This is a genomic window from Paracoccus aestuariivivens (assembly GCF_009711225.1).
Taxonomy (GTDB): Bacteria; Pseudomonadota; Alphaproteobacteria; order Rhodobacterales; family Rhodobacteraceae; genus Paracoccus; species Paracoccus aestuariivivens.
The window spans coordinates 1-19,951 of sequence record NZ_WMIE01000014.1 but is presented as its reverse complement, the minus strand read 5'-3'; the positions used below and the strand labels follow the sequence as shown (position 1 = coordinate 19,951).

Annotated in this window: 16 protein-coding genes, 2 tRNA genes and 2 pseudogenes; 9 read left to right on the top strand and 11 right to left on the bottom strand. The window is 61.4% G+C overall.

The window, feature by feature from the left end:
• Positions 1–41: 41 nt before the first annotated feature.
• The gene (ilvC, locus tag GL286_RS16700; protein ID WP_155096716.1) at positions 42–1,064 is read left to right on the top strand and encodes a ketol-acid reductoisomerase; all 1,023 of its coding nucleotides are present in this window, start codon (positions 42–44) and stop codon (positions 1,062–1,064) included.
• Positions 1,065–1,120: 56 nt separating this feature from the next.
• Here ilvC and GL286_RS16695 read toward each other — a convergent pair whose 3' ends face one another.
• Positions 1,121–1,933, bottom strand: coding sequence for an ETX/MTX2 family pore-forming toxin (locus tag GL286_RS16695; protein ID WP_155096715.1), 813 nt, complete (start codon positions 1,931–1,933; stop codon positions 1,121–1,123).
• 416 nt (positions 1,934–2,349) lie between these two features.
• Positions 2,350–5,820: a DNA polymerase III subunit alpha gene (gene dnaE / locus GL286_RS16690; RefSeq protein WP_155096714.1), complete on the bottom strand. Its 3,471-nt coding sequence runs from the start codon at positions 5,818–5,820 to the stop codon at positions 2,350–2,352.
• A gap of 95 nt (positions 5,821–5,915) precedes the next feature.
• Between dnaE and GL286_RS16685 the strand changes: the two genes are divergently transcribed.
• From GL286_RS16685 to GL286_RS16670, 4 genes are read left to right on the top strand one after another with little or no spacing between them, the layout of a single operon-like run.
• Positions 5,916–7,436, top strand: coding sequence for an ATP-binding cassette domain-containing protein (locus tag GL286_RS16685; protein ID WP_170295248.1), 1,521 nt, complete (start codon positions 5,916–5,918; stop codon positions 7,434–7,436).
• A complete protein-coding gene (locus GL286_RS16680) occupies positions 7,423–8,493 on the top strand; it encodes an ABC transporter permease (RefSeq protein WP_155096713.1) in 1,071 nt (356 codons plus the stop codon). Before GL286_RS16685 ends, GL286_RS16680 begins: the two co-directional genes overlap by 14 nt.
• Positions 8,493–9,380 (top strand): ABC transporter permease, encoded by an 888-nt coding sequence (locus tag GL286_RS16675; protein ID WP_155096712.1) that lies wholly within the window; start codon positions 8,493–8,495, stop codon positions 9,378–9,380. The genes GL286_RS16680 and GL286_RS16675 overlap by 1 nt, the downstream gene beginning before the upstream one ends.
• Positions 9,381–9,411: 31 nt before the next feature.
• Complete coding sequence (locus tag GL286_RS16670) at positions 9,412–10,488, top strand: BMP family ABC transporter substrate-binding protein (protein ID WP_155096711.1); 1,077 nt, start codon at positions 9,412–9,414, stop codon at positions 10,486–10,488.
• 188 nt (positions 10,489–10,676) lie between these two features.
• On the opposite strand, the pseudogene GL286_RS22600 reads toward GL286_RS16670, so the two are convergent.
• The 6 genes and pseudogenes from GL286_RS22600 to GL286_RS16645 form a co-directional block, all read right to left on the bottom strand.
• Positions 10,677–10,919 (bottom strand): annotated as a pseudogene (locus GL286_RS22600) (transposase); the annotation flags it as partial.
• Positions 10,920–11,219: 300 nt separating this feature from the next.
• Positions 11,220–11,735, bottom strand: coding sequence for a DNA starvation/stationary phase protection protein Dps (gene dps, locus GL286_RS16665; RefSeq protein ID WP_343038918.1), 516 nt, complete (start codon positions 11,733–11,735; stop codon positions 11,220–11,222).
• Positions 11,736–11,834: 99 nt separating this feature from the next.
• Entirely contained in the window at positions 11,835–12,068 is a 234-nt protein-coding gene (locus GL286_RS16660; RefSeq protein ID WP_028720942.1) for an acyl carrier protein, read from the bottom strand.
• A gap of 136 nt (positions 12,069–12,204) precedes the next feature.
• Positions 12,205–12,942, bottom strand: a complete 738-nt coding sequence (gene fabG / locus GL286_RS16655; RefSeq protein ID WP_155096709.1) for a 3-oxoacyl-ACP reductase FabG — start codon at positions 12,940–12,942, stop codon at positions 12,205–12,207.
• A gap of 63 nt (positions 12,943–13,005) precedes the next feature.
• Positions 13,006–13,932 (bottom strand): ACP S-malonyltransferase, encoded by a 927-nt coding sequence (fabD, locus tag GL286_RS16650; RefSeq protein WP_155096708.1) that lies wholly within the window; start codon positions 13,930–13,932, stop codon positions 13,006–13,008.
• 72 nt (positions 13,933–14,004) lie between these two features.
• A complete protein-coding gene (locus tag GL286_RS16645; RefSeq protein ID WP_155096707.1) occupies positions 14,005–15,345 on the bottom strand; it encodes an ATP-binding protein in 1,341 nt (446 codons plus the stop codon).
• 54 nt (positions 15,346–15,399) lie between these two features.
• Between GL286_RS16645 and GL286_RS16640 the strand changes: the two genes are divergently transcribed.
• From GL286_RS16640 to GL286_RS16625, 4 genes are all read left to right on the top strand, one after another.
• Complete coding sequence (locus GL286_RS16640) at positions 15,400–16,266, top strand: MBL fold metallo-hydrolase (protein ID WP_155096706.1); 867 nt, start codon at positions 15,400–15,402, stop codon at positions 16,264–16,266.
• A 100-nt stretch (positions 16,267–16,366) separates the two neighbouring features.
• Positions 16,367–16,441, top strand: a tRNA-Asn gene (locus GL286_RS16635).
• A 34-nt stretch (positions 16,442–16,475) separates the two neighbouring features.
• Positions 16,476–16,550: transfer RNA gene (locus GL286_RS16630), tRNA-Asn, on the top strand.
• 252 nt (positions 16,551–16,802) lie between these two features.
• Positions 16,803–18,929 carry a tyrosine-type recombinase/integrase gene (locus GL286_RS16625; protein ID WP_155096705.1) on the top strand — a complete coding sequence of 709 codons (2,127 nt, stop codon included), beginning with the start codon at positions 16,803–16,805 and terminating at the stop codon, positions 18,927–18,929.
• 187 nt (positions 18,930–19,116) lie between these two features.
• On the opposite strand, the gene GL286_RS16620 is transcribed toward GL286_RS16625, so the two are convergent.
• The 3 genes and pseudogenes from GL286_RS16620 to GL286_RS16610 all read right to left on the bottom strand — a co-directional run.
• Complete coding sequence (locus GL286_RS16620; protein ID WP_155096704.1) at positions 19,117–19,362, bottom strand: hypothetical protein; 246 nt, start codon at positions 19,360–19,362, stop codon at positions 19,117–19,119.
• On the bottom strand, positions 19,352–19,540 hold the full coding sequence (locus GL286_RS16615) for a type II toxin-antitoxin system Phd/YefM family antitoxin (protein WP_343038924.1): 189 nt from the start codon (positions 19,538–19,540) through the stop codon (positions 19,352–19,354). The genes GL286_RS16620 and GL286_RS16615 overlap by 11 nt, the downstream gene beginning before the upstream one ends.
• A gap of 107 nt (positions 19,541–19,647) precedes the next feature.
• Positions 19,648–19,951, bottom strand: a pseudogene (locus GL286_RS16610) (transposase); the annotation flags it as partial.

Sequence of the window (19,951 nt, the reverse complement as noted above, 5' to 3'; positions counted from 1 at the left end):
CTCGCTGCTAGAAAGACTGCATCGAATGAGGAGAGACGCTGATGCGTGTGTACTATGATCGCGATTGCGACGTTAACCTGATCAAAGACAAAAAGATCGCCATGATCGGCTATGGCTCGCAAGGCCATGCCCATGCGCTGAACCTGCGTGACTCGGGTGCAAAAAACGTCGTCGTCGCCCTGCGCGAAGGCTCGGCCTCGGCCAAGAAAGTCGAAGCCGAGGGCCTGAAGGTCATGGGCATCGCCGAGGCAGCCGCCTGGGCCGACGTCATCATGTTCACCATGCCCGACGAATTGCAGGCCGAGACCTACAAGAAATACGTTCACGACAACATCCGTGAAGGCGCGGCAATTGCCTTCGCACATGGTCTGAACGTGCATTTCGGTCTGATCGAGCCGAAGCCGGGCGTCGATGTCATCATGATGGCTCCGAAAGGTCCGGGCCACACCGTGCGCGGCGAATACACCAAGGGCGGCGGCGTCCCCTGCCTGTTCGCGGTCCACAATGACGCGACCGGCAAGGCTCAGGACATCGCTCTGTCCTATTGCTCGGCCATCGGCGGCGGCCGCTCGGGCATCATCGAAACCAACTTCCGTCAGGAATGCGAAACCGACCTGTTCGGCGAGCAAGCCGTTCTGTGCGGCGGTCTGGTCGAACTGATCCGGATGGGCTTCGAAACCCTGGTCGAAGCTGGCTACGAGCCGGAAATGGCCTATTTCGAGTGCCTGCACGAAGTGAAGCTGATCGTGGACCTGATCTACGAAGGCGGCATTGCGAACATGAACTACTCGATCTCGAACACCGCCGAATACGGCGAGTATGTCTCGGGCCCGCGCATCCTGCCCTACGAAGAAACCAAGGCCCGCATGAAAGCCGTGCTGACCGACATCCAGACCGGCAAGTTCGTGCGCGACTTCATGCAGGAAAATGCCGTCGGCCAGCCCTTCTTCAAGGCGACCCGTCGCATCAACGACGAGCATGAAATCGAGAAAGTCGGCGAAAAGCTGCGCGCCATGATGCCTTGGATCTCGAAAGGCAAAATGGTCGACAAAGAGCGCAACTAAGACCTTCGGAAAGCCCCGCCAAGTGCGGGGCTTTCTTCATATTGTCGATGCGGTCGTCACATCTCGACCAAGTCATGGACACCGGCAACGCCGGCACCATTGATCGGGTCAGGGATCGAGAAGCTGCGCAAAAGCTGGCGATCACCACCCAAGGCGCGCTCGGTAATATCCAGACGCGTGCGGATGCCCATCAGCCCCTCGAACATCCCGTCGCCCTCATAAAGAACGACATTCCCGCTGACCCGGAAGCCCGGCTGCGGAAAACGGGTGAAGATATCCCTGACGGAATGGAACCAGAAATAGTGGCCGTCGATACGATCCGGGCTATTGCTGCAAACGTAGCCCGATAGCGTGCATTTGCTATGGAATCGTTGCGAGAATTTGCGCTCATCGACAAAAAGGGTCGCCTCGACCTCGGTATTTGCGGGCACCTTGATCGGCTGGTTGACCTGCCAGCTACGCTGCTCGGTCGAGGTTTTCGTTTCGGTAGCGGAAAAGCTCAACTCGCCAGAAATGGTCGTCTCCGCACTTGCGATAGGCGGGACGCCGACAGCGAACTTCACGCTCATGCCGATCTTGAACCCTTCCTGAAGCGACCAAGTGAAGGTGCTGGTCGTCGTCTTTGACAGGCTCACGGTCTGCGATTGCTCGACCGAGGTCCGGTTGGTCAGAACCTGCTTTGCGCCGACCTGCGGGATCATCTCGGTCTTGGGTTCATCATAATATTCTGCGCGCATGTCCGAGATCACGAGGCGGCGATCCTCATATCCTGATTGAACAGGGTTCATGCGGTCGCATTTTCCACCATGCTCTTTGCACCACCAGTCGCCATACTGTTTGAAAACGCTGTCGAGATCGGGATTAGGCATTGGTCACTCCGTATTCGCAGTTTCAATGTTGCTATCGAATCAAGCTGTAACACGGTCATTTGAACCTAATGGTTGCAAATTCTAAAGCTAATTTATCGCATAGGTTGTTCTGCGTGCCGAAGTAGCGGACCGCACAATCCCACAGTGGATCAACCTTTAGCGGCGTGGCCGTGGATACTCCTGATTGATCTTTGACTAATCGGCCACGCTTCCGGCCCAATCTCTTCATCGATTTAGGCCTGCAAGGCCGAGTGCCTGCAGTCTGAATCCCAAAGCCAGAAGGCTGGTGGGAATGGCTTCGCCAGCGCCAGATGTCCGTCATCCCGCGCGCTGATCCCGTCAAGAACGGTCAACACCGTTAGGGACCGGTCCGTCATTGCGCTCTCTTATCGCCGATGACGGTCCGGGATATGGCCCTATTCCTCCAGCACCTCAAGCACACCGGGGATAACACGCAGGGCCTGTCGCGCGGGCGTGGTCAGGGGCGCGTCCTCGGTGATCTCGACATCCACCAGATCCTCGCCATCCTTCAGCCGTAGCGTGATCGGACCACGGGCGCGGGCGGGGGCCGCGACTTCGGCCTGAATGCGGGCCAAGGCCTCGGCAATACCGGGGACAGCGTCGATGCCAGCGATCTCGATCGCCAACCGGTTCGCACCGGCATCGGCGACCGCCTGCTCCAGCGGCACGACACTGCGCGCGAGCAGCTTCACCTGATCGCCTGAGGGTTCGACCTGCACTTGCAAGACGACATTCTCGCCCGGCTCCAGATGCTGACGATGCGCGTCGAGCGTGTCCGAGAAAACCGTGACCTCATAAAGCCCTGTCGGGTCCGACAGACCGACAAAGGCAAAGCGTGTGCCACGCGCGGATTTCTTTTCCTGCCGGAAAGCAACGGTTCCGGCAAGCGAGGCAACCAGCGCGCCGTCTGCCGCCGCCTGCGTCACCTCGGCCAAGGTCTGGACGTTCTTGCGGCGAAGCGCGGGCAGGTAGTCGTCCAACGGGTGGCCGGACAGATAGAAGCCGACGGCGGCATGTTCCTCACCCAGCTTCTCGGCGGGCATCCAATGTGGCGCGACGACCGGACGCGGTGGCGGCAGATCCTCTCCGCCCCCGAACAGCGAGCTTTGCGACGAGGCCGCAGCCGATTGCACTGCAGCCGACCATGCCACCAGACCGTCCAAGGATTTCATGACCTTGGAGCGGCTTTCCTCGAGAAGATCGAAGGCCCCTGCACGGGCCAGCATCTCCAAGGGCCGCTTGCCCACACGCTTCATGTCGACGCGGCGCGCGAAGTCATGCAGGTCGCGGAAGGGCTTGCCGCCCCGCGCCTCGACAATCATCCGCATCGCCTCGACGCCCACGCCTTTCAGCGCGCCCAGCGCATAGACAATCTTGCCATCCTTGACGCTGAAGGTCGCAAGCGAGCGGTTCACGCAAGGCGGGATCGTCTCGATCCCCATGCGGTCCGCCTCGCGTTTATAGACGGCCAGCTTGTCGGTCAGGTGGATATCGCAGTTCATCACCGCGGCCATGAACTCGACCGGGTGATTGGCCTTCAGCCATGCGGTCTGATAGCTGACCACGGCATAGGCGGCGGCATGCGATTTGTTGAAGCCGTAATTCGCGAACTTTTCAAGAAGATCAAAGACCTCGCCGGCCTTCTTCTGATCGACGCCATGCGCGACCGAGCCTTCGACGAATTTCGGCCGCTCCTTGGCCATTTCCTCGGCGATCTTCTTGCCCATGGCGCGGCGCAGAAGGTCGGCGCCGCCCAGCGAGTAGCCCGCCATGACCTGCGCGATCTGCATCACCTGTTCCTGATAGACGATGATGCCCTGCGTCTCGGCCAGAATCGGGTCGATGCTGGGATGGAGCGATTCCAGTTCGCGCAGCCCGTTCTTGACCTCGCAATAGGTCGGGATGTTCTCCATCGGGCCGGGGCGATACAGCGCCACCAGCGCCACGATATCCTCGATACAGGTGGGCTTCATGCGCCGCAGCGCATCCATCATCCCCGAGCTTTCGACCTGAAACACCGCGACCGTGCGGGCGCTGGCGAAAAGCTCATAGCTGGGCGTGTCGTCCAGCGGGATGGCGTTGATCTGGTTCTCGGCCCCGTCGGCGGGCTGGTAAAGCACGCGCCCGTTAGCAGCGACATGCAAAGGCCGCCCGCCCCCGTTGATCAGATCCACTGCGTTTTGAATGACCGTAAGCGTCTTCAGGCCAAGGAAGTCGAACTTCACGAGGCCCGCTGCTTCGACCCATTTCATATTGAACTGGGTCGCGGGCATCTCGGAGGCCGGATCGCGGTAAAGCGGCACCAGCTTGTCGAGCGGCCTATCCCCGATCACCACGCCCGCCGCATGGGTCGAGGCGTTCCTGAGCAAGCCTTCCAGCTTCGCCGCATAGTCCAGAAGGCGTCCGACGACCTCTTCCTTGGCGGCCTCGCGCAGGCGTGGCTCATCGGCCAGCGCCTTGGTGACGCTGACGGGCTTCACGCCTTCAACGGGGATCATCTTGGACAGGCGATCCACCTGACCGAAAGGCAGTTGCAGCACGCGTCCCACATCGCGCACCGCTGCTTTGGACAGAAGCGCGCCGAAGGTGATGATCTGGCCGACCTTGTCGCGGCCATATTTCTCTTGCACGTAGCGGATCACCTCTTCGCGGCGATCCATGCAGAAATCGATATCGAAGTCCGGCATCGAGACGCGTTCCGGATTCAGGAAGCGTTCGAAAAGCAGCGAGTAGCGCAGCGGATCAAGGTCGGTGATGGTCAGCGCATAGGCAACCAGCGAGCCTGCGCCCGAGCCCCGCCCCGGCCCGACCGGAATCCCGTGATCCTTGGCCCATTTGATGAAATCGGCCACGATCAGGAAGTAGCCGGGGAAACCCATCTGCTCGATAATGCCCAGTTCGAACCGCAGTCGGTCTTCGTATTCCTCGACTGTGACGGCATGGGGGATGACGCTCAGGCGGGCGCGCAGCCCGTCCCACGCCTGACGGCGCAACTCCTCGACCTCGTCATCGGCAAAACGTGGCAGGATCGGCTTGTGTTTCTTCACCGCAAAGGCGCAGCGTTTCGCGATCTCGACGGTGTTCTCGACCGCCTCCGGCAGGTCGGCGAACAACGCCACCATCTCGGCCGGAGATTTGAAGTAATGCTGTGGTGTCAGGCGGCGGCGGGGCGCAGTCTGATCGACATAGCTGCGTTCCGAAATGCAGATCAGCGCGTCATGGGCGTCGTAAAGCTCGGGCTTGGGGAAATAGACGTCATTCGTCGCGACCAGAGGCAGATCCAACGCATAGGCCAGATCGATCATGCCACCTTCCGAGGCGACCTCCTCGACCACGGGCGATCCGCCGCCGTCACGGTGACGCTGCAACTCGACATATAGCCGTGTCGGGAACATCGCGGCCATACGCTCGGCCAGCGCTCGTGCCTCGGGCAAACGGCTCTGCCCGACCAGTTGCCCCAAGGGCCCAAGCGCGCCGCCGGTCAGACAGATCAGACCCTCGGAGCGGGTCGCCAGTTCATCCAGCGTGACATGCGGCAACGAGCCATCATCGCGCAGATAAAGGCAGCTCGAAAGCTCCATCAGGTTCAGCCAGCCCGCCTCGTTCTGGGCCAGCAGAACGACGGGCGCGGTGACCTCGGCCTGTAACGTCACCTGACAGCCGATGATCGGCTGAACCCCCGCATCCTGTGCCTTGACCGAGAATTCCAGCGCCGCGAACAGCGCGTTGGAATCGGTCAGCGCAACGGCGGGCATGCCGTTTTGTGCTGCAAGATCAGCAAGTTTCTTGACCGGCACGGCCCCTTCCAACAGCGAGTGTTCGGAATGCGTGCGCAGGTGGATGAATCGGGGTGAAATTTCCGGCATGCCGCCAATCTAGGCCCGACCTATCCAACTGTGCAATTGCTCCTCGGCGGAAAACCGCTAAAGGTGCAAGAAAAGGGCAAAGAAGGCGCGCGACAGTGAATGACGTTTTCCGGGCGGAGGGCCTGGGCAAAACCTATCCCGGCGTGCGCGCCAATGACGACATCAGCTTCTCGGTCGGCGCTGGCGAGATCCATGCGCTTCTGGGCGAGAACGGAGCCGGTAAATCGACCCTCGTCAAGATGATCTATGGCCTCGTCCGACCGGACGAAGGGCATATGGCATTCCTTGGCGCGGCGCACGCCCCAGCCGATCCGCGTGCCGCGCGGGCTGCGGGTGTGGCGATGGTCTTCCAGCACTTCAGCCTGTTCGACGCGCTGACGGTCGCGGAAAACATCGCCTTGGGCATGGAAAATCCCCCGCCCCGCGCGGAACTGGCCCGTCGCATCGCGGAACTGTCGAACGCTTATGGTCTGCCACTGAACCCCGCCCGCCGCGTCGCGACCCTGTCCGCGGGCGAACGCCAACGCGTCGAGATCCTGCGTTGCCTTCTGCAGAACCCGCGCTTGCTGATCATGGACGAGCCGACCAGCGTCCTGACCCCGCAAGAGGCCGAGATCCTGTTCGCCACCCTGCGCCAGCTTTCCGCTGCCGGAACCGCGATACTGTATATCAGCCACAAGCTGGAAGAAATCCGCAGTCACTGTGACCGCGCCACCATCCTGCGCCACGGCAAGGTTGTCGGCACGGTCGATCCTCGCGCCCATTCTGCCCGTGAACTTGCCGCAATGATGGTCGGGGCCGAAATGCGCGTCGTCGACCGCTCGGGCCGCAGTCCCGGCGAGGTCGTGCTGGCGGTCACGGCGCTGACGACCAGCGCCGCCGCTGCCGAAAGCGTCGCGTTGAAGGATGTATCGCTGTCACTGCGCAGGGGCGAAATTCTTGGCATCGGAGGCGTTGCAGGCAACGGACAGGACGAATTGCTGTCGGCCCTGTCCGGCGAGATCACCTCGGCACATGGCACGATCACCCTTGATGGCACGGACCTTTCGCTTTCCGGCCCCGAAACACGCCGCAGCGCGGGCCTTCTGGCCGCACCCGAAGACCGCCTTGGCCACGCCGCCGTGCCTCAGTTCAGCCTGACCGAGAACACCCTTTTGACCGCAGGCACCCGCCAGAACATCGTCCGCAAGGGCATGATCGACAATGCCGCAGCCCGCCGCTTCGCCGAAGAGGTCATCCGCGTCTTTGACGTGCGCACTCCCGGCCCCGGAACGGCGGCTGGTGCCTTGTCCGGCGGCAACCTGCAAAAATTTGTCATCGGCCGCGAGGTTCTGGGACGTCCGAATGTTCTGGTGGTCAACCAGCCCACTTGGGGCGTCGATGCCGGAGCCGCCGCTTCGATTCGGCAATCGCTGCTGGATCTGGCCGCCAAGGGCGCGGGCGTCATCGTCATCTCGCAGGATCTGGACGAACTGCTTGAGCTGTCCGATCGCTTCTGCGCCCTCAACGAGGGCCGACTATCGGCCCCCCGCCCGACCGAAGGCCTGACCATCGAGGAAATCGGCCTGATGCTGGGCGGCGCACATGGAATGGAGGTCGGTCATGTTCCGGCTTGAGCCGCGGGCAAGCGCCCCGCTGATCTGGCAGGTCGTCACACCCGTCCTTGCTGTTATCGCAACGATGTTCGTTGGCGGGCTGCTGTTTGCTGCCTTGGGATTCGATCCCGTCGCCGCGATCCGCACGATTTTCTGGGACCCGCTTTTCGGTCCGGCCGCGGGCTATTCGCGCCCGCAACTGCTGGTCAAGGCGGGACCGCTGATCCTGATCGCCTCGGGGCTGGCCCTTGGTTTCCGCGCGGGCATCTGGAACATCGGGGCCGAGGGGCAATATATCATCGGCGCGATCTGCGGCGCGGCGGTCGCGCTGGCCGCCTATCCGCATGAGGCCTTCTGGATCTTTCCCGCGATGATCGTGGCAGGCGCTGCTGGCGGCTGGGCTTGGGGCATGATCCCCGCGCTGCTACGCAACTGGTTCGGGGCGTCCGAGATCCTCGTCTCGCTGATGCTGGTCTATGTCGCGCAGAAAATCGCGGCATGGATGGCATTCGGCCCGATGAAGAACCCCGAAGGTTTCAACTTCCCCGGCTCGCGGAACCTGCAGCAATATCCCTCGGCATCGAATCCGGAACTGATCGCCAATACCGGTCTGCATTGGGGCGTCATCGCCGCCGTCATTGCGCTGCTGGTGACATGGTTCATCATGTCGCGCCACATCCTTGGTTTCCGCATCCGTACCGCTGGCGCGGCCCCCCGCGCCGCCCGCTTTGCCGGTGTGCGCCCCCAGCGGCTGGTCGCGCTTTGCCTTGGACTGTCTGGCGCGTTGGCGGGGCTGGCCGGTCTGTTCGAGGTCGCCGGACCCGCAGGCCAGATCACCGAAAGTTTCGGCTCGGGCTATGGCTTCACCGCGATCATCGTGGCCTTCCTTGGCCGGTTGCATCCCTTGGGCATACTGCTTGCGGGCCTGTTGATGGCGCTGACCTATATCGGTGGCGAACTGGCGCAGATGATGCTGCAATTGCCCGCCTCGACCGTGCAGGTCTTTCAGGGGATGCTGCTGTTCTTCATTCTGGGGTTTGACATTCTGACCCGCTACCGCATCCGGAGGCGCGGCTGATGATCGATCCGATTGCCGTTTTCGTGCTGCTGCTCGGGGCCGCAACCCCGATCCTGTTCGCCGCTCTTGGCGAGTTGGTGGTCGAACGCGCGGGCGTTCTGAACCTTGGCGTCGAGGGGATGATGATCGGCGGAGCCTTGGCGGGCTTTGCCGCGGCCCATGCGACCGGCAGCCCCGCAATGGGGTTTGTCGCCGCCGCAATCGCAGGCGCGGCCCTGTCCACGATCTTTGCCGTGCTGACGCAATATCTGCTGTCCAATCAGGTCGCGACCGGCCTTGCGCTTACGCTGTTCGGACTGGGCCTGACCGCGATGTTCGGCAAGCCCTATGAAGGCATCAAAGCGCCCTCGATGATGGTCGGACCGTTGGGGTTGAACCTGATGATCTGGCTGGGTCTGATCATGGTACCGGTGGTCTGGTGGGTTCTGATGCGGACGCGGACGGGCCTGATCCTGCGCGCGGTCGGTGAAAACCACGACGCCGCGCATGGGCTGGGCTATCCCGTCCGCACCGTCCGCATCGGCGCTATCGCTTTTGGCGGCGCGATGGCCGGACTGGGCGGAGCCTACATCTCGATCGCGACCGTTCTGCAATGGACCGAGGGCATGACCGCCGGCGCGGGCTGGATCGCGCTGGCCATCGTCGTTTTCGCACAATGGAACCCATGGGGCGTTCTGGCGGGGGCATGGCTTTTCGGTGGCGTCACGGTGCTGCAATTGCGCCTGCAGGCCGCGGGCGTTGCTGTGCCGGTCCAGTTGCTCAGCATGGCCCCCTATCTTGCCACGATTATTGTTCTTGTGCTGATCTCGGCACGCCAGAAGTTCGGCCGCTCGGGCCTGACGGCCACCCCCGGCTCGCTCGGGCAGCCTTTCCACGCGCTGCGCTAAGCAGCTAAAATCCCTGACAGGAGAGACAGTGATGAACCGCAGAACCCTACTTGGCAGCGCCGCCGCGCTGGTCGCCGCCTCGGCCATTCCGGCCTTCGCGCAGGATGAAAAGCTGAAGATCGGCTTCATCTATGTCGGTCCGGTCGGCGATGGCGGCTGGACCTTCCAGCACGATCTGGCCCGTCAGGCGGTCGAGAAGGAATATGGCGACAAGGTCGAGACGACCTTCATCGAAAGCGTTCCGGAAGGCGCCGACGCCGAGCGCGCGATCACCCAACTGGCGCTTGCCGGCAACAAGATGATCTTCACGACCAGCTTCGGCTTCATGGACGCGACCATCAACGTCGCCAAGAAATTCCCCGATATCAAGTTCGAGCACGCCACCGGTTACAAGCGCGCCGACAACGTCGCGACCTATGACGCCCGCTTTTACGAAGGCCGCGCCGTCATCGGCACCATCGCGGGCCGCATGACCAAGTCGAACAAGATCGGCTATATCGGTTCCTTCCCAATCCCCGAGGTCATTCAGGGCATCAACTCGGCCTTCATCCACGCGCGCAAGGTGAACCCCGACGTCGAGATGAAAGTCGTCTGGGTCTATAGCTGGTTCGATCCCGCGAAAGAGGCCGATGCCGCCGCCGCACTGATCGCCGAAGGCGTCGATGTCTTCATGCAGCACACCGATTCGACCGCTCCGCTGGCGAAGGCTCAGGAAGCCGGCGTGCTTGGCTTCGGTCAGGCATCGGACATGTCCAGCTTCGCTCCGAAGCCGCGCATCTCGTCCATCGTCGACAACTGGGCGCCCTATTACATCAAGCGCGTCGGTCAGGCCTTGGACGGCTCGTGGAAATCCGAGGCCACCTGGGCGGGCATCGGCGATGGCGAGGTCGTGATCGGCGAGATCACCGAAGCCGTACCTGCGGAAGTCAAAGCGGAAGCCGAGGCGCTGAAAGCCAAGATCGCTTCGGGCGAACACCACCCCTTCACCGGTCCGCTGAAAAAACAGGACGGCAGCGACTGGCTGGCTGACGGCCAGAAGGCAACGGACGAGGAACTGTCCGGTCTGAACTTCTATGTCGAGGGCATCACCGCCCCGATGCCGAAATAATCCGGCCACAAAAACAGGATCGTTGGCCCCGACCTACGCCTCAACCGGCGTAAAGGGTGTCAACGATCCGACATCGGATGGGCGGTCATTTGCTCCGCCACGACGGCAACAAGGATGAGGCAGATTGCCCCAGCCTTTCCGAGCGCCCGACGCGCTCGACATCGGGTAGCCCCGACATATTTTCGAAGAACGCCTCGGTCGGGCCGTAGAAACGGAAGTAACGGGCGCCAACGCTTCCAGCGATTATAAAGGGTCTTGTGCGGGCCGTAGCCCTGGCCCATCGCACCAGCGTGACCAATTGCGATCTAACAAGATTATCCCACTCAATACGCTGCGTATCATCGGAGCGCGGGTGCCCTTGGCTTTTTGAGAAAAAAGGGGCGTAAGCGCTCCATCTGCGCCATGCTCAGCCAGTAAGATTGCTCATTCATCTGGTCTCCTTGCGGAGCCTGCATCATGATAGAAACCTAAAATCCATGTGTCCTGAGCCCTATCAGGCGGAGCCGTCCTGTCGACAAGGTGGTTGTTCGTGATTTTTCGTCTAACGGTCTTGGCGAATATCCAAGCGAACCTGCCCCTTGATCCACGCAGTTCAGGCGTCTGGCGTTCGCGATTCAAACCCCTGAGCGACAATGAAAACACCCCTCCGGTACAGCGGAAGGGTGCAACGATTTCAGCATTCAGGGCACGCGTCGGGGACTTGGCCCCCGATCACCCGCGCGTTTCACCCATCACTCTAGGTGACTTTCCAGAAACCACAGATCCTTGTCGGCCGTCCGCGACGCGCCGGTGAACAGATCGGCGGTGTTCGCGTCGCCTGCCTCGGCGGTCGTATCAATGGCCGCGCGGACTCTGGCGCCGTAATCCCGCAGCCGTTCACAAATGGCCTTGATGTGATCTTCGGCCTTGGTCAGATCGGTCGGATATTCCTTGAGCGTGCTGGCCTTCGCCACTTTCTCGACCGTCCCGATAGCGACCCCGTCCAGAATCTGGATCCGCTCGGCCATTTCATCGACATGGACCTGCAGATTGCCGAAGGTGGTGTCGAACAATTCATGCACCGCGATGAAATTGCGGCCCTTCACATTCCAATGCGCCTGCTTGATGGCGGCGGACAACGCAACGGCATCGGCGAGCCGTGCATTCAACTCGGCGATCGCGGTTTTGCGTGCGTTATCGGTTAGTCCCTGAATCTTGACGGCCATTTCGGTCTCCTTCGTTCGAACACACCTACCGAACGAGACCACCCCTTACCGGGTTCCCGGATCTGCAGCTTCTAGCAAAATTGAAAAGGCGGCGCTCTCCTGTCGGAAAGCACCGCCCCAATCGCCGGAAGCGAAGTCTTATCAGACCGCGCCCTGGATGAACTTGACCGCGTCGCCGAAGGTCTGGATGGTTTCGGCGGCGTCGTCCGGGATTTCGATCCCGAATTCTTCCTCGAACGCCATGACCAGTTCGACCGTGTCCAGAGAATCGGCGCCCAGATCGTCGATGAAGGACGCGCTTTCGGTCACTTTGTCTTCGTCAACACCCAGGTGCTCGACGACAATTTTCTTCACGCGATCAGCAATATCGCTCATGTCTCTTCCTCATTTTCGCGGGCATCCGCCCAAGATGTGACAGCTCACGCTGACGACAGCCCAGGGCGGTTCCCCTGCAGCCTTATTCGCGGGATATAGCACGGCAACGTGATCTTGCAACCGCATAAACCCGCAATCACAGCATCGCCATGCCACCATTCACATGAAGCGTGGCCCCAGTGACATATCCGGCCTCGGCACTGGCGAGATAAACGACAGCGGCGGCGATTTCCTCAGCATGTCCCATGCGACCTGCCGGGATCTGCGTCAGAATGCGCGACTTCTGATCGTCGTTCAACTTGTCCGTCATCGCGGTTTCGATAAAGCCCGGCGCGACGCAGTTCACGGTAATGCCGCGCGAAGCGACCTCATATGCCAGACTTTTCGACATTCCGACCAGTCCCGCCTTGGCGGCAGCATAGTTGCCCTGCCCCGGATTTCCGGTTGCGCCGACAACGGACGTGATATTCACGATACGGCCCCAGCGGGCCTTCATCATGCCGCGCAGAACGCCACGGCACAGTCGGAAACTTGAGGTCAGGTTGACTTCAAGAACCTGCGCCCATTCCTCGTCGGACATGCGCATGAACAGATTGTCGCGAGTGATTCCGGCATTGTTGACCAGAATATCGACGCTGCCCATCGCTGCCGCTGCCGCTTTGGGCAGGGCTTCGACCGCAGCCGCATCGCCCAGATTGGCGGTCACCACATGGGCGCGTTCGCCCAGTTTCGCGGCCAGTTCCTGTAGCGGAGCCTCGCGCGTTCCAGAAAGTGCCACCGTCGCGCCCGCTTTATACAGCGCCTCGGCGACCGCGCCGCCGATCCCGCCGGATGCGCCGGTCACCAGCGCGGTCTTGCCCGTCAGATCAAACATCACAGCCTCGTTTCCATATAGTTCAGTTTATCCGGCGATCGGGGCAGCGCCCCCACCACTATCCTAGCCATTCAGAGCCGCAATTTCCGCAGGAGTGCCGATATTGCGTGTCACGGCCTCTTTCGAGATCCGCTTGATCATACCCGACAACGCCTTGCCAGCGCCGATTTCCCAGAATTCGGTCACGCCCGCGTTCGACAGATACGCGATCGACTCGCGCCAACGCACCGAGCCGGTGACCTGCTCGACCAGCAGCTGCCGGATTGCGCCGGGTTCCGAGACGGCCTCGGCCCGCACATTCGCCACGACCGGTACCGCTGGCGATACTATCTCGACCCCTGCCAGTGCCTCGGCCATCACGGCGGCGGCAGGCTGCATCAGCGCCGAATGGAAAGGCGCGGATACGGGCAGCATCAGCGCACGTTTCGCGCCGCGTTCCTTGGCGATGACAGCAGCCCGCTCGACTGCGGCTTTGTGACCCGAGATCACGACCTGTGCCGGATCGTTGTCATTCGCGGCCTGACAGACATCGCCCTCGGCGGCGTCGCGTGCAATCTGTTCGACAGCGGCAAAATCCAGACCAAGGATCGCGGCCATCGCGCCCTGCCCGACCGGAACGGCCTGTTGCATGGCTTGGCCGCGCAAGCGCAGCAGACGCGCGGTGTCGGCCAGCGTCAACGCTCCCGCCGCGCACAGCGCCGAATATTCGCCCAGCGAATGGCCCGCGACAAACGCTGCATCCTTGATGCCGAAACCTTCGGCCTCCAGCGCGCGGAAGGCTGCGAGCGAAGTCGTCATCAGCGCCGGTTGCGCGTTCTGGGTCAGGGTCAGGGTCTCGATATCGCCGTTCCAGATCAGATCCGACAACTTCTCGCCAAGCGCCTCATCGACCTCGGCAAAGACCTCGCGTGCGGCCGGATAGGCTTCCGCCAACTCACGGCCCATGCCGATGACTTGGGCGCCCTGGCCGGGAAATACGAATGCCCGCATTCTGCAGTCCCTTCTGCTTATTGAATTATCACTGCCTTAGCCGTTGCCGCGCGCTACGGCAACTGCGGGCAATCAGCGTGGAATAACGATTTCGGCCCGCAACCCGCCCAATGTCGCGCCGTCGACCAGCCGAAGCTGTCCGCCATGCGCCCGGGCGATATCCGCTGCAATCGACAGACCCAAACCGACGCCCTGCCCCTGGTTCTGGTTTCTGGCCGGAACCAATCGTGTAAAGGGCTTCAACGCCTCGTCGCGGCGATCCGAGGGAATCCCCGGCCCGTCATCCTCGACCGAGATGCGGAACCAGCTTGGCCCCAATGCAGCCTCGACCACGGCATGCTCGCCGTAACGGACGGCGTTGCCGATCAGGTTCTCGATGGCGCGGCGCAAACTGTCCTGCCGGAAAATCGCGCGGCCATTCGGCTCTCCCTGCATCTTGCCCAGTTCGACCGCCTGACCGCCACGCTGCGCATCGGCCACGATCCCGCGCACGAAATCCAGCGCGAGTTCGGCTGCCGGAGGCGCATCCTGCGCCGCATCCCTCGCATGATCCAGAAAGGCATCGACCATTTTCCCCATTGCGGCCACGTCGCTTTCCAGTCCGGCGATCTCGTCGGGTTCGGGAGGCAAATCCGGCGACAGCATCGACAGGCCCAGCCGCAACCGCGTCAGCGGCGTCCGCAAGTCGTGACTGACACCCGACAACATCTGCTTGCGCTGTTCGTTCTGCCGCTCGATCCGCCCGCGCATTTCGAGAAACGCGGTACCGGCGCTGCGGATCTCGCTAGCGCCTGCGGGACGATAAGGAATGATCCGGCCCTTGCCATATTCCTCGGCCGCACGTGCCAGCCGTTTGATCGGACGAAGCTGGTTGCGCAGGAATATCGTCGCAATTGCAGTCATCAAAAGCGACGTGCCGATCATCAGCACCAGCAACTGATGCGGGTTGGAGGCGCTGACCCGCCCCCGTGGAAAGACCAGCTGATATGGCCCCAGCTTGCTGTTCAGCGTCACCCGCACCTCGCGGCGCCTGCTCAGATCGACCGCGATGACCTGCGCCACGCGGCTGTGCAGTTCCTCGATCACGACCCGACCGGACAGATCCCAGAAATCGTGCCAGTCGCCATAGGGTTCAACGGCGGGCAGAACCAGCTGCAATTCAAGTTGCGTGGTTTCGCGCTTGGCCAGGGATTGCGCGGCCGGAATGTCTGCTGCCTCGTCAATGCGTCGCGCCACAAGCGTGATTTCCCGCGTCATGCTTCCGGTCATCTGCCGCGTCACGTCCTCGAAATGACGCTGCAGGAACATCACGGTAACGACGATGGTGACGACCACCACCGGCAAGAACAGGATCAGCGCGGCGCGACCGTAAAGTCCGCGCGGCGCGATCCGCTTGAGCCATTCAAAAACCATGCCGACCTTTCCGGGGCCTTCCTTACGCATCCTTAACAGCGCTAGGCTAATGCCATGACACAAGCTCCGATAGCCCTGCAAACCATCGTCGCCGCTAACCCCTCTCCACTAACGGGACAGGGGACGAACAGCTTCCTTCTTGGCCGGGACCAGATCGCCGTGATCGACCCCGGCCCGGACCTGCCCGAGCATCGTCAGGCGATCATCGCCGCTGCAGGCGCGGGGCGGATCACCCATATCCTCGTCACCCATGCCCATCTGGATCATTCCCAAGGCGCGCGCGCCCTCGCCGACGCAACGGGTGCCACGGTCTACGGTTTTGGTCCCGCGCTTGCCGGTCGCTCGCCGCTGATGCAGCGCCTTGCTCGCGAGGGCGCGTTGGACGGTGGCGAAGGGCTGGACATGGCATTCGTCCCCGACATCCAGATGCGGGACGGAGACCGGATCGAGACACCCGAATGGACGCTGACCGCCATCCACACTCCGGGGCATTTCGCAGGGCATCTCAGCTTTCAATCGGGCGGTGACATTTTCTGCGGCGATGTCGTGATGGACTGGTCATCAACGCTGATTTCTCCGCCCGACGGCGATCTGGCCGATTATTTCCGCTCATTGTCGCGCCTGCGCGAATCCGGTGCAGCGCGCCTGCTACCCGCTCATGGAGATCCGATCGAGAACCCGACAGTACGTATTGCCGAACTGGCCGCACATCGGCGCAAACGTACCGCGCAGATTCTGGCTTCGCTTCGCGACAGTCCGGCCACTGCCGAACAACTTGCGCACAAGATCTATGCCATTCCCCCGCACCTCATCCCCGCCGCGACCCGCAACGTGCTGGCCCACCTCATCGCCCTGTCCGAGATCGGAGCCATCGCGCCGCTTTCCCCCATCGGAACGACCACGATTTTTGCCAGCCCATGATCGATTTTTCGTTAAATTTCATTTTCTTAAAAAAATCGTCAAAAAAACACAAAGAGCCACTGGACGGCATCACAGACCACCGCTATACACCGCCCCGTGTTCCGGCGTAGCTCAGCGGTAGAGCAGTTGACTGTTAATCAATTGGTCGTAGGTTCGATCCCTACCGCCGGAGCCAACACAAACCGCGCCATTAACTTGGCAATAAATGTTCCGGCGTAGCTCAGCGGTAGAGCAGTTGACTGTTAATCAATTGGTCGTAGGTTCGATCCCTACCGCCGGAGCCATTTAGCCCAGAAAGCGCTGAATTCCCAAGGAAAATCCGCCTCACTCGAAGCGGATCGGGGATTTTGCACAGCGCTCTGCACAAAACCCGGATTCCCGCCCGCGCGGCACCTCCAACCCTGGGGGCTGACTTTGACGCGCAACCACGCCTATCTCGAACGTCGCGAGACCGGTTTCTACTAGCGCCGGCGGGTGCCGATGCGCCAGACAAACCGCTTCAAACAGAATTTTTTTGTTTCTCGCTGAAGACCCATTTGATCCACGAGGCCGCGGATCTCGCCCGCAGATTGACTGCGATCAGCGAGTTCTGCTTCTACGTGGAGTGCGATGTGTCGCCCGAGGTGATGACACAGATTCTGGATGGCTATTGCCGTTTCGAAATCGAGACGGCCATCCGGATTCATGCCGCCACCCCGACGCGATCGCGGGCCCAGGCCGAGGCCAGCCTCGTCTTTGAATCTGCCGCGCGCGAAGCCCTCAGGGACGCAGTGCTGCGCTGCGACCGCAAGGCGGCCTATTGGCCGATCCGCGCCACCGCAGAGCAGCTCGGCCTCGAGATCCGCGAGGAGGATCCGGACTATGATCTTCTGGCCGATCGGATGCTGCGCTGCATGCTCGATGTCAGCACCGAGCGCGAGAACCGCGCGCGCGCCAGGTTTTCCGGTCCCGGACCCTGGATGAGTGCGGCGCTGGCGCAAATCGACCGGCCGGTTGAGGGCAGGGAGACGGCGCCACAATCAGCAATTAAAACGGCAGCATGTCCGGCACAAGACGCAGCTCCGCCCGCGCCCGACAATGCGGTTGCCGCGAAAGGCGCGCCGCCCCCTCCGATCACCGAAGCCGAGCAGGCGAAATCACCTGACCCGATCGGTTCTGCCGCAGCCAAGAGGCCAGAGGCATCTGCCATGGCGGTCAACACAATCATTGCCATGCCTGCCGTCCAGGACGTCCCGGTCAAGCAAGCTGCCGAGACGGAAAAGGCGAGCGAGGAAAGAAAGACAGAATATCCGAGGGTGGTCGAGATCCCTGCCGCATTGCTGCATTTCAAACCAGCTGAATCGCAGAATGCCGCACCGGCCGAGACGCCCTCCCCTGGCATTCTCGACCTCTGGGATGACTGGTTCCAGGACCGGATCAACGGAATCGTGACCCAGGGTGCCTATACCTATAGTGATGAAGGCAGCGCCAAGCGGTTCCGCAAGGAATCCGAGACCACGAAATCGACTCGCAAGCTCATCGACAGCTATTTCGGCAATGCCCCGGTGCTCGGGATCAAGCCTGAGCAATGGCATGATTTCACCGATTTGCTGCGGCGCCTGCCGCAGAATCATGGCCGCTCGCCAAAAAACCGCGCGATGGGTCTGCAGGACCTGGTGAAGGCTGCCGATGCAAAGGAAAAACGCCAGAAAAGCATAACCGAGCGCAAGATCGCGCAGGCTCGCACCGGTGCAGACGACACGGATGAGGCACGTCGCAAGGCCAAGATCGCGCGCATCGCGCCGCGGACCTTCCAGCGCCACCAATCGAATGTCTCGGCACCGCTCGACTACGCGGTCGGTAAGGGGCGCATCACCCATAACCCCTACGCGCCCTTCGTGATGCCGGAAAAGATCATCGAGAACAGGCGCAAGGGCCTGCCTGATAGCAGCCGGCAACTCTGGGGCGACGATTTCCAGGTACTGCTCAGGACGAGGAAATGGTCCTCGCCCAAGACTCTGATCGAAGACGCGATCTACTGGCTCCCGATTATGGCGCGGCTTCATGGCATGCGCAGCGAGGAGATGCTGCAACTCAAACCGTCCAATATCCGCTCCGAGCGTGGCATCTGGTTCATCGAGATCGAGCGCGGTTTTGGACAATCCGTGAAAAGCGACAATGGCCGGAGAACCATCCCCATACATAAACAGTTGATCGAGTTGGGATTTCTGGAATTGGTCGAAAGGCAGCGCCGGCTCGGACACCCAAGGATATTCTCGCGGGCCAGCCGATCAAAATCTCAGAAAGCGACTTATACCGCCAATTTCACAAAGAGTTTCGCTTTTTACATGCGCTCGGTCGGTTGCTACGATCCACGTCGCGACCTGCATGACTTGCGAACGAGTTTCCATTCAGATCTGGTCGCCGCAAAGGTGCCGGATACCGCCCGTCGCTTCCTGATGGGGCATGCAAATTCGGATGTCGGCATCACCAATTATCTGCCCGAGGGCTTCGGCCTCGAGACCTTGCGGGACTATATCGAAATGATCCGCATCGATCTTTCGGCGATCAAACAGCGATTTGCCAAGGAAGCGGTACCAGGAGGGCTTCGTCTCGCGACCGACAAAGGTGTACCGGTCGAGCGAAATGGAAAGCGACGCCTACCGCCCAGTCGCCAACCCTGACGAAATCTCGACGCGCGCATAGTGGAATCCGGATCCCCTCGATTTTTATGCCTGTTTTGACACACAGAACGTCGACGGCATGCTGAGTTTCATCTGCCGGTACCAATCCGAATCCGGACGCCCCATTGCGGCTTTGATGCTCTGGGTGTCGGCGAAGCATTTCGTGCTCCGCGGCCACTTTTCCTCGTCAGGAGTCACGCCGGAGGCGGGTTCCGGCGAGGAAACTGACCGAGGTAGCGACTCCGTCGGGAAGTCGATCCCGCGACTCCTGATCCGCCTCAATCTCGGCCGAGTTTTTCATTCCGATCTTCGCGTTGGCCCTAGAAATACCAATGATCAGGCCTGCGCGATCACCCTTCTTGCAACTGCGGTTTGCGGCGAGGATGTCGCCGCGCCACACGCGAAACGGGAGGGGGAGATTATCAACGGTCATAATCACGTACCGACCTTTCGAGTTCGGCGAGAAACTCCTCGCTGGCGTTTTGGAGCGTCTGGACCTGCCGGAATGCCCGGAGCTTACCCACCGGCTTGCCCCATCGCGTGATGATGATCTCCTCGCCCGCGATTGCGAGATCGATCAACTCGTCCAGCCGTTTTTTTGCATCGGTAATCGCGACCAGAGAGGTGTTCCGGGAATTTGGATCAGTTTGCCGCTCGGCTCAGCTTCAGCATGGGGTTCATGTCAGGCGGCGGCTTTCAGGTTCTGGTCGGAGGTATCATAAGCCTCGGCCGGGGTCAGCAACCCGTGTGATGAGTGCGGGCGTTTTCCGTTGTAATCGCTGATCCGGGCACCGATCCCCTTGCGGGCCTCCGAGCCGGCCTCGAAGGCGTTCAGGGAGACGCATTCGTATTTGAGCGACCGCCACAGCCGTTCGATCATCCGGTTGTCGATCCGGCGCCCACGACCGTCCATGGAGATCTGCACCTTGGCGTCCAGCAGCACTTCGGTGAACCCGGCCCCGGTGAATTGCGAACCCCGGTCGCTGTTGAAGATCCCGGGCGTGCCGTATCGGGCCAACGCT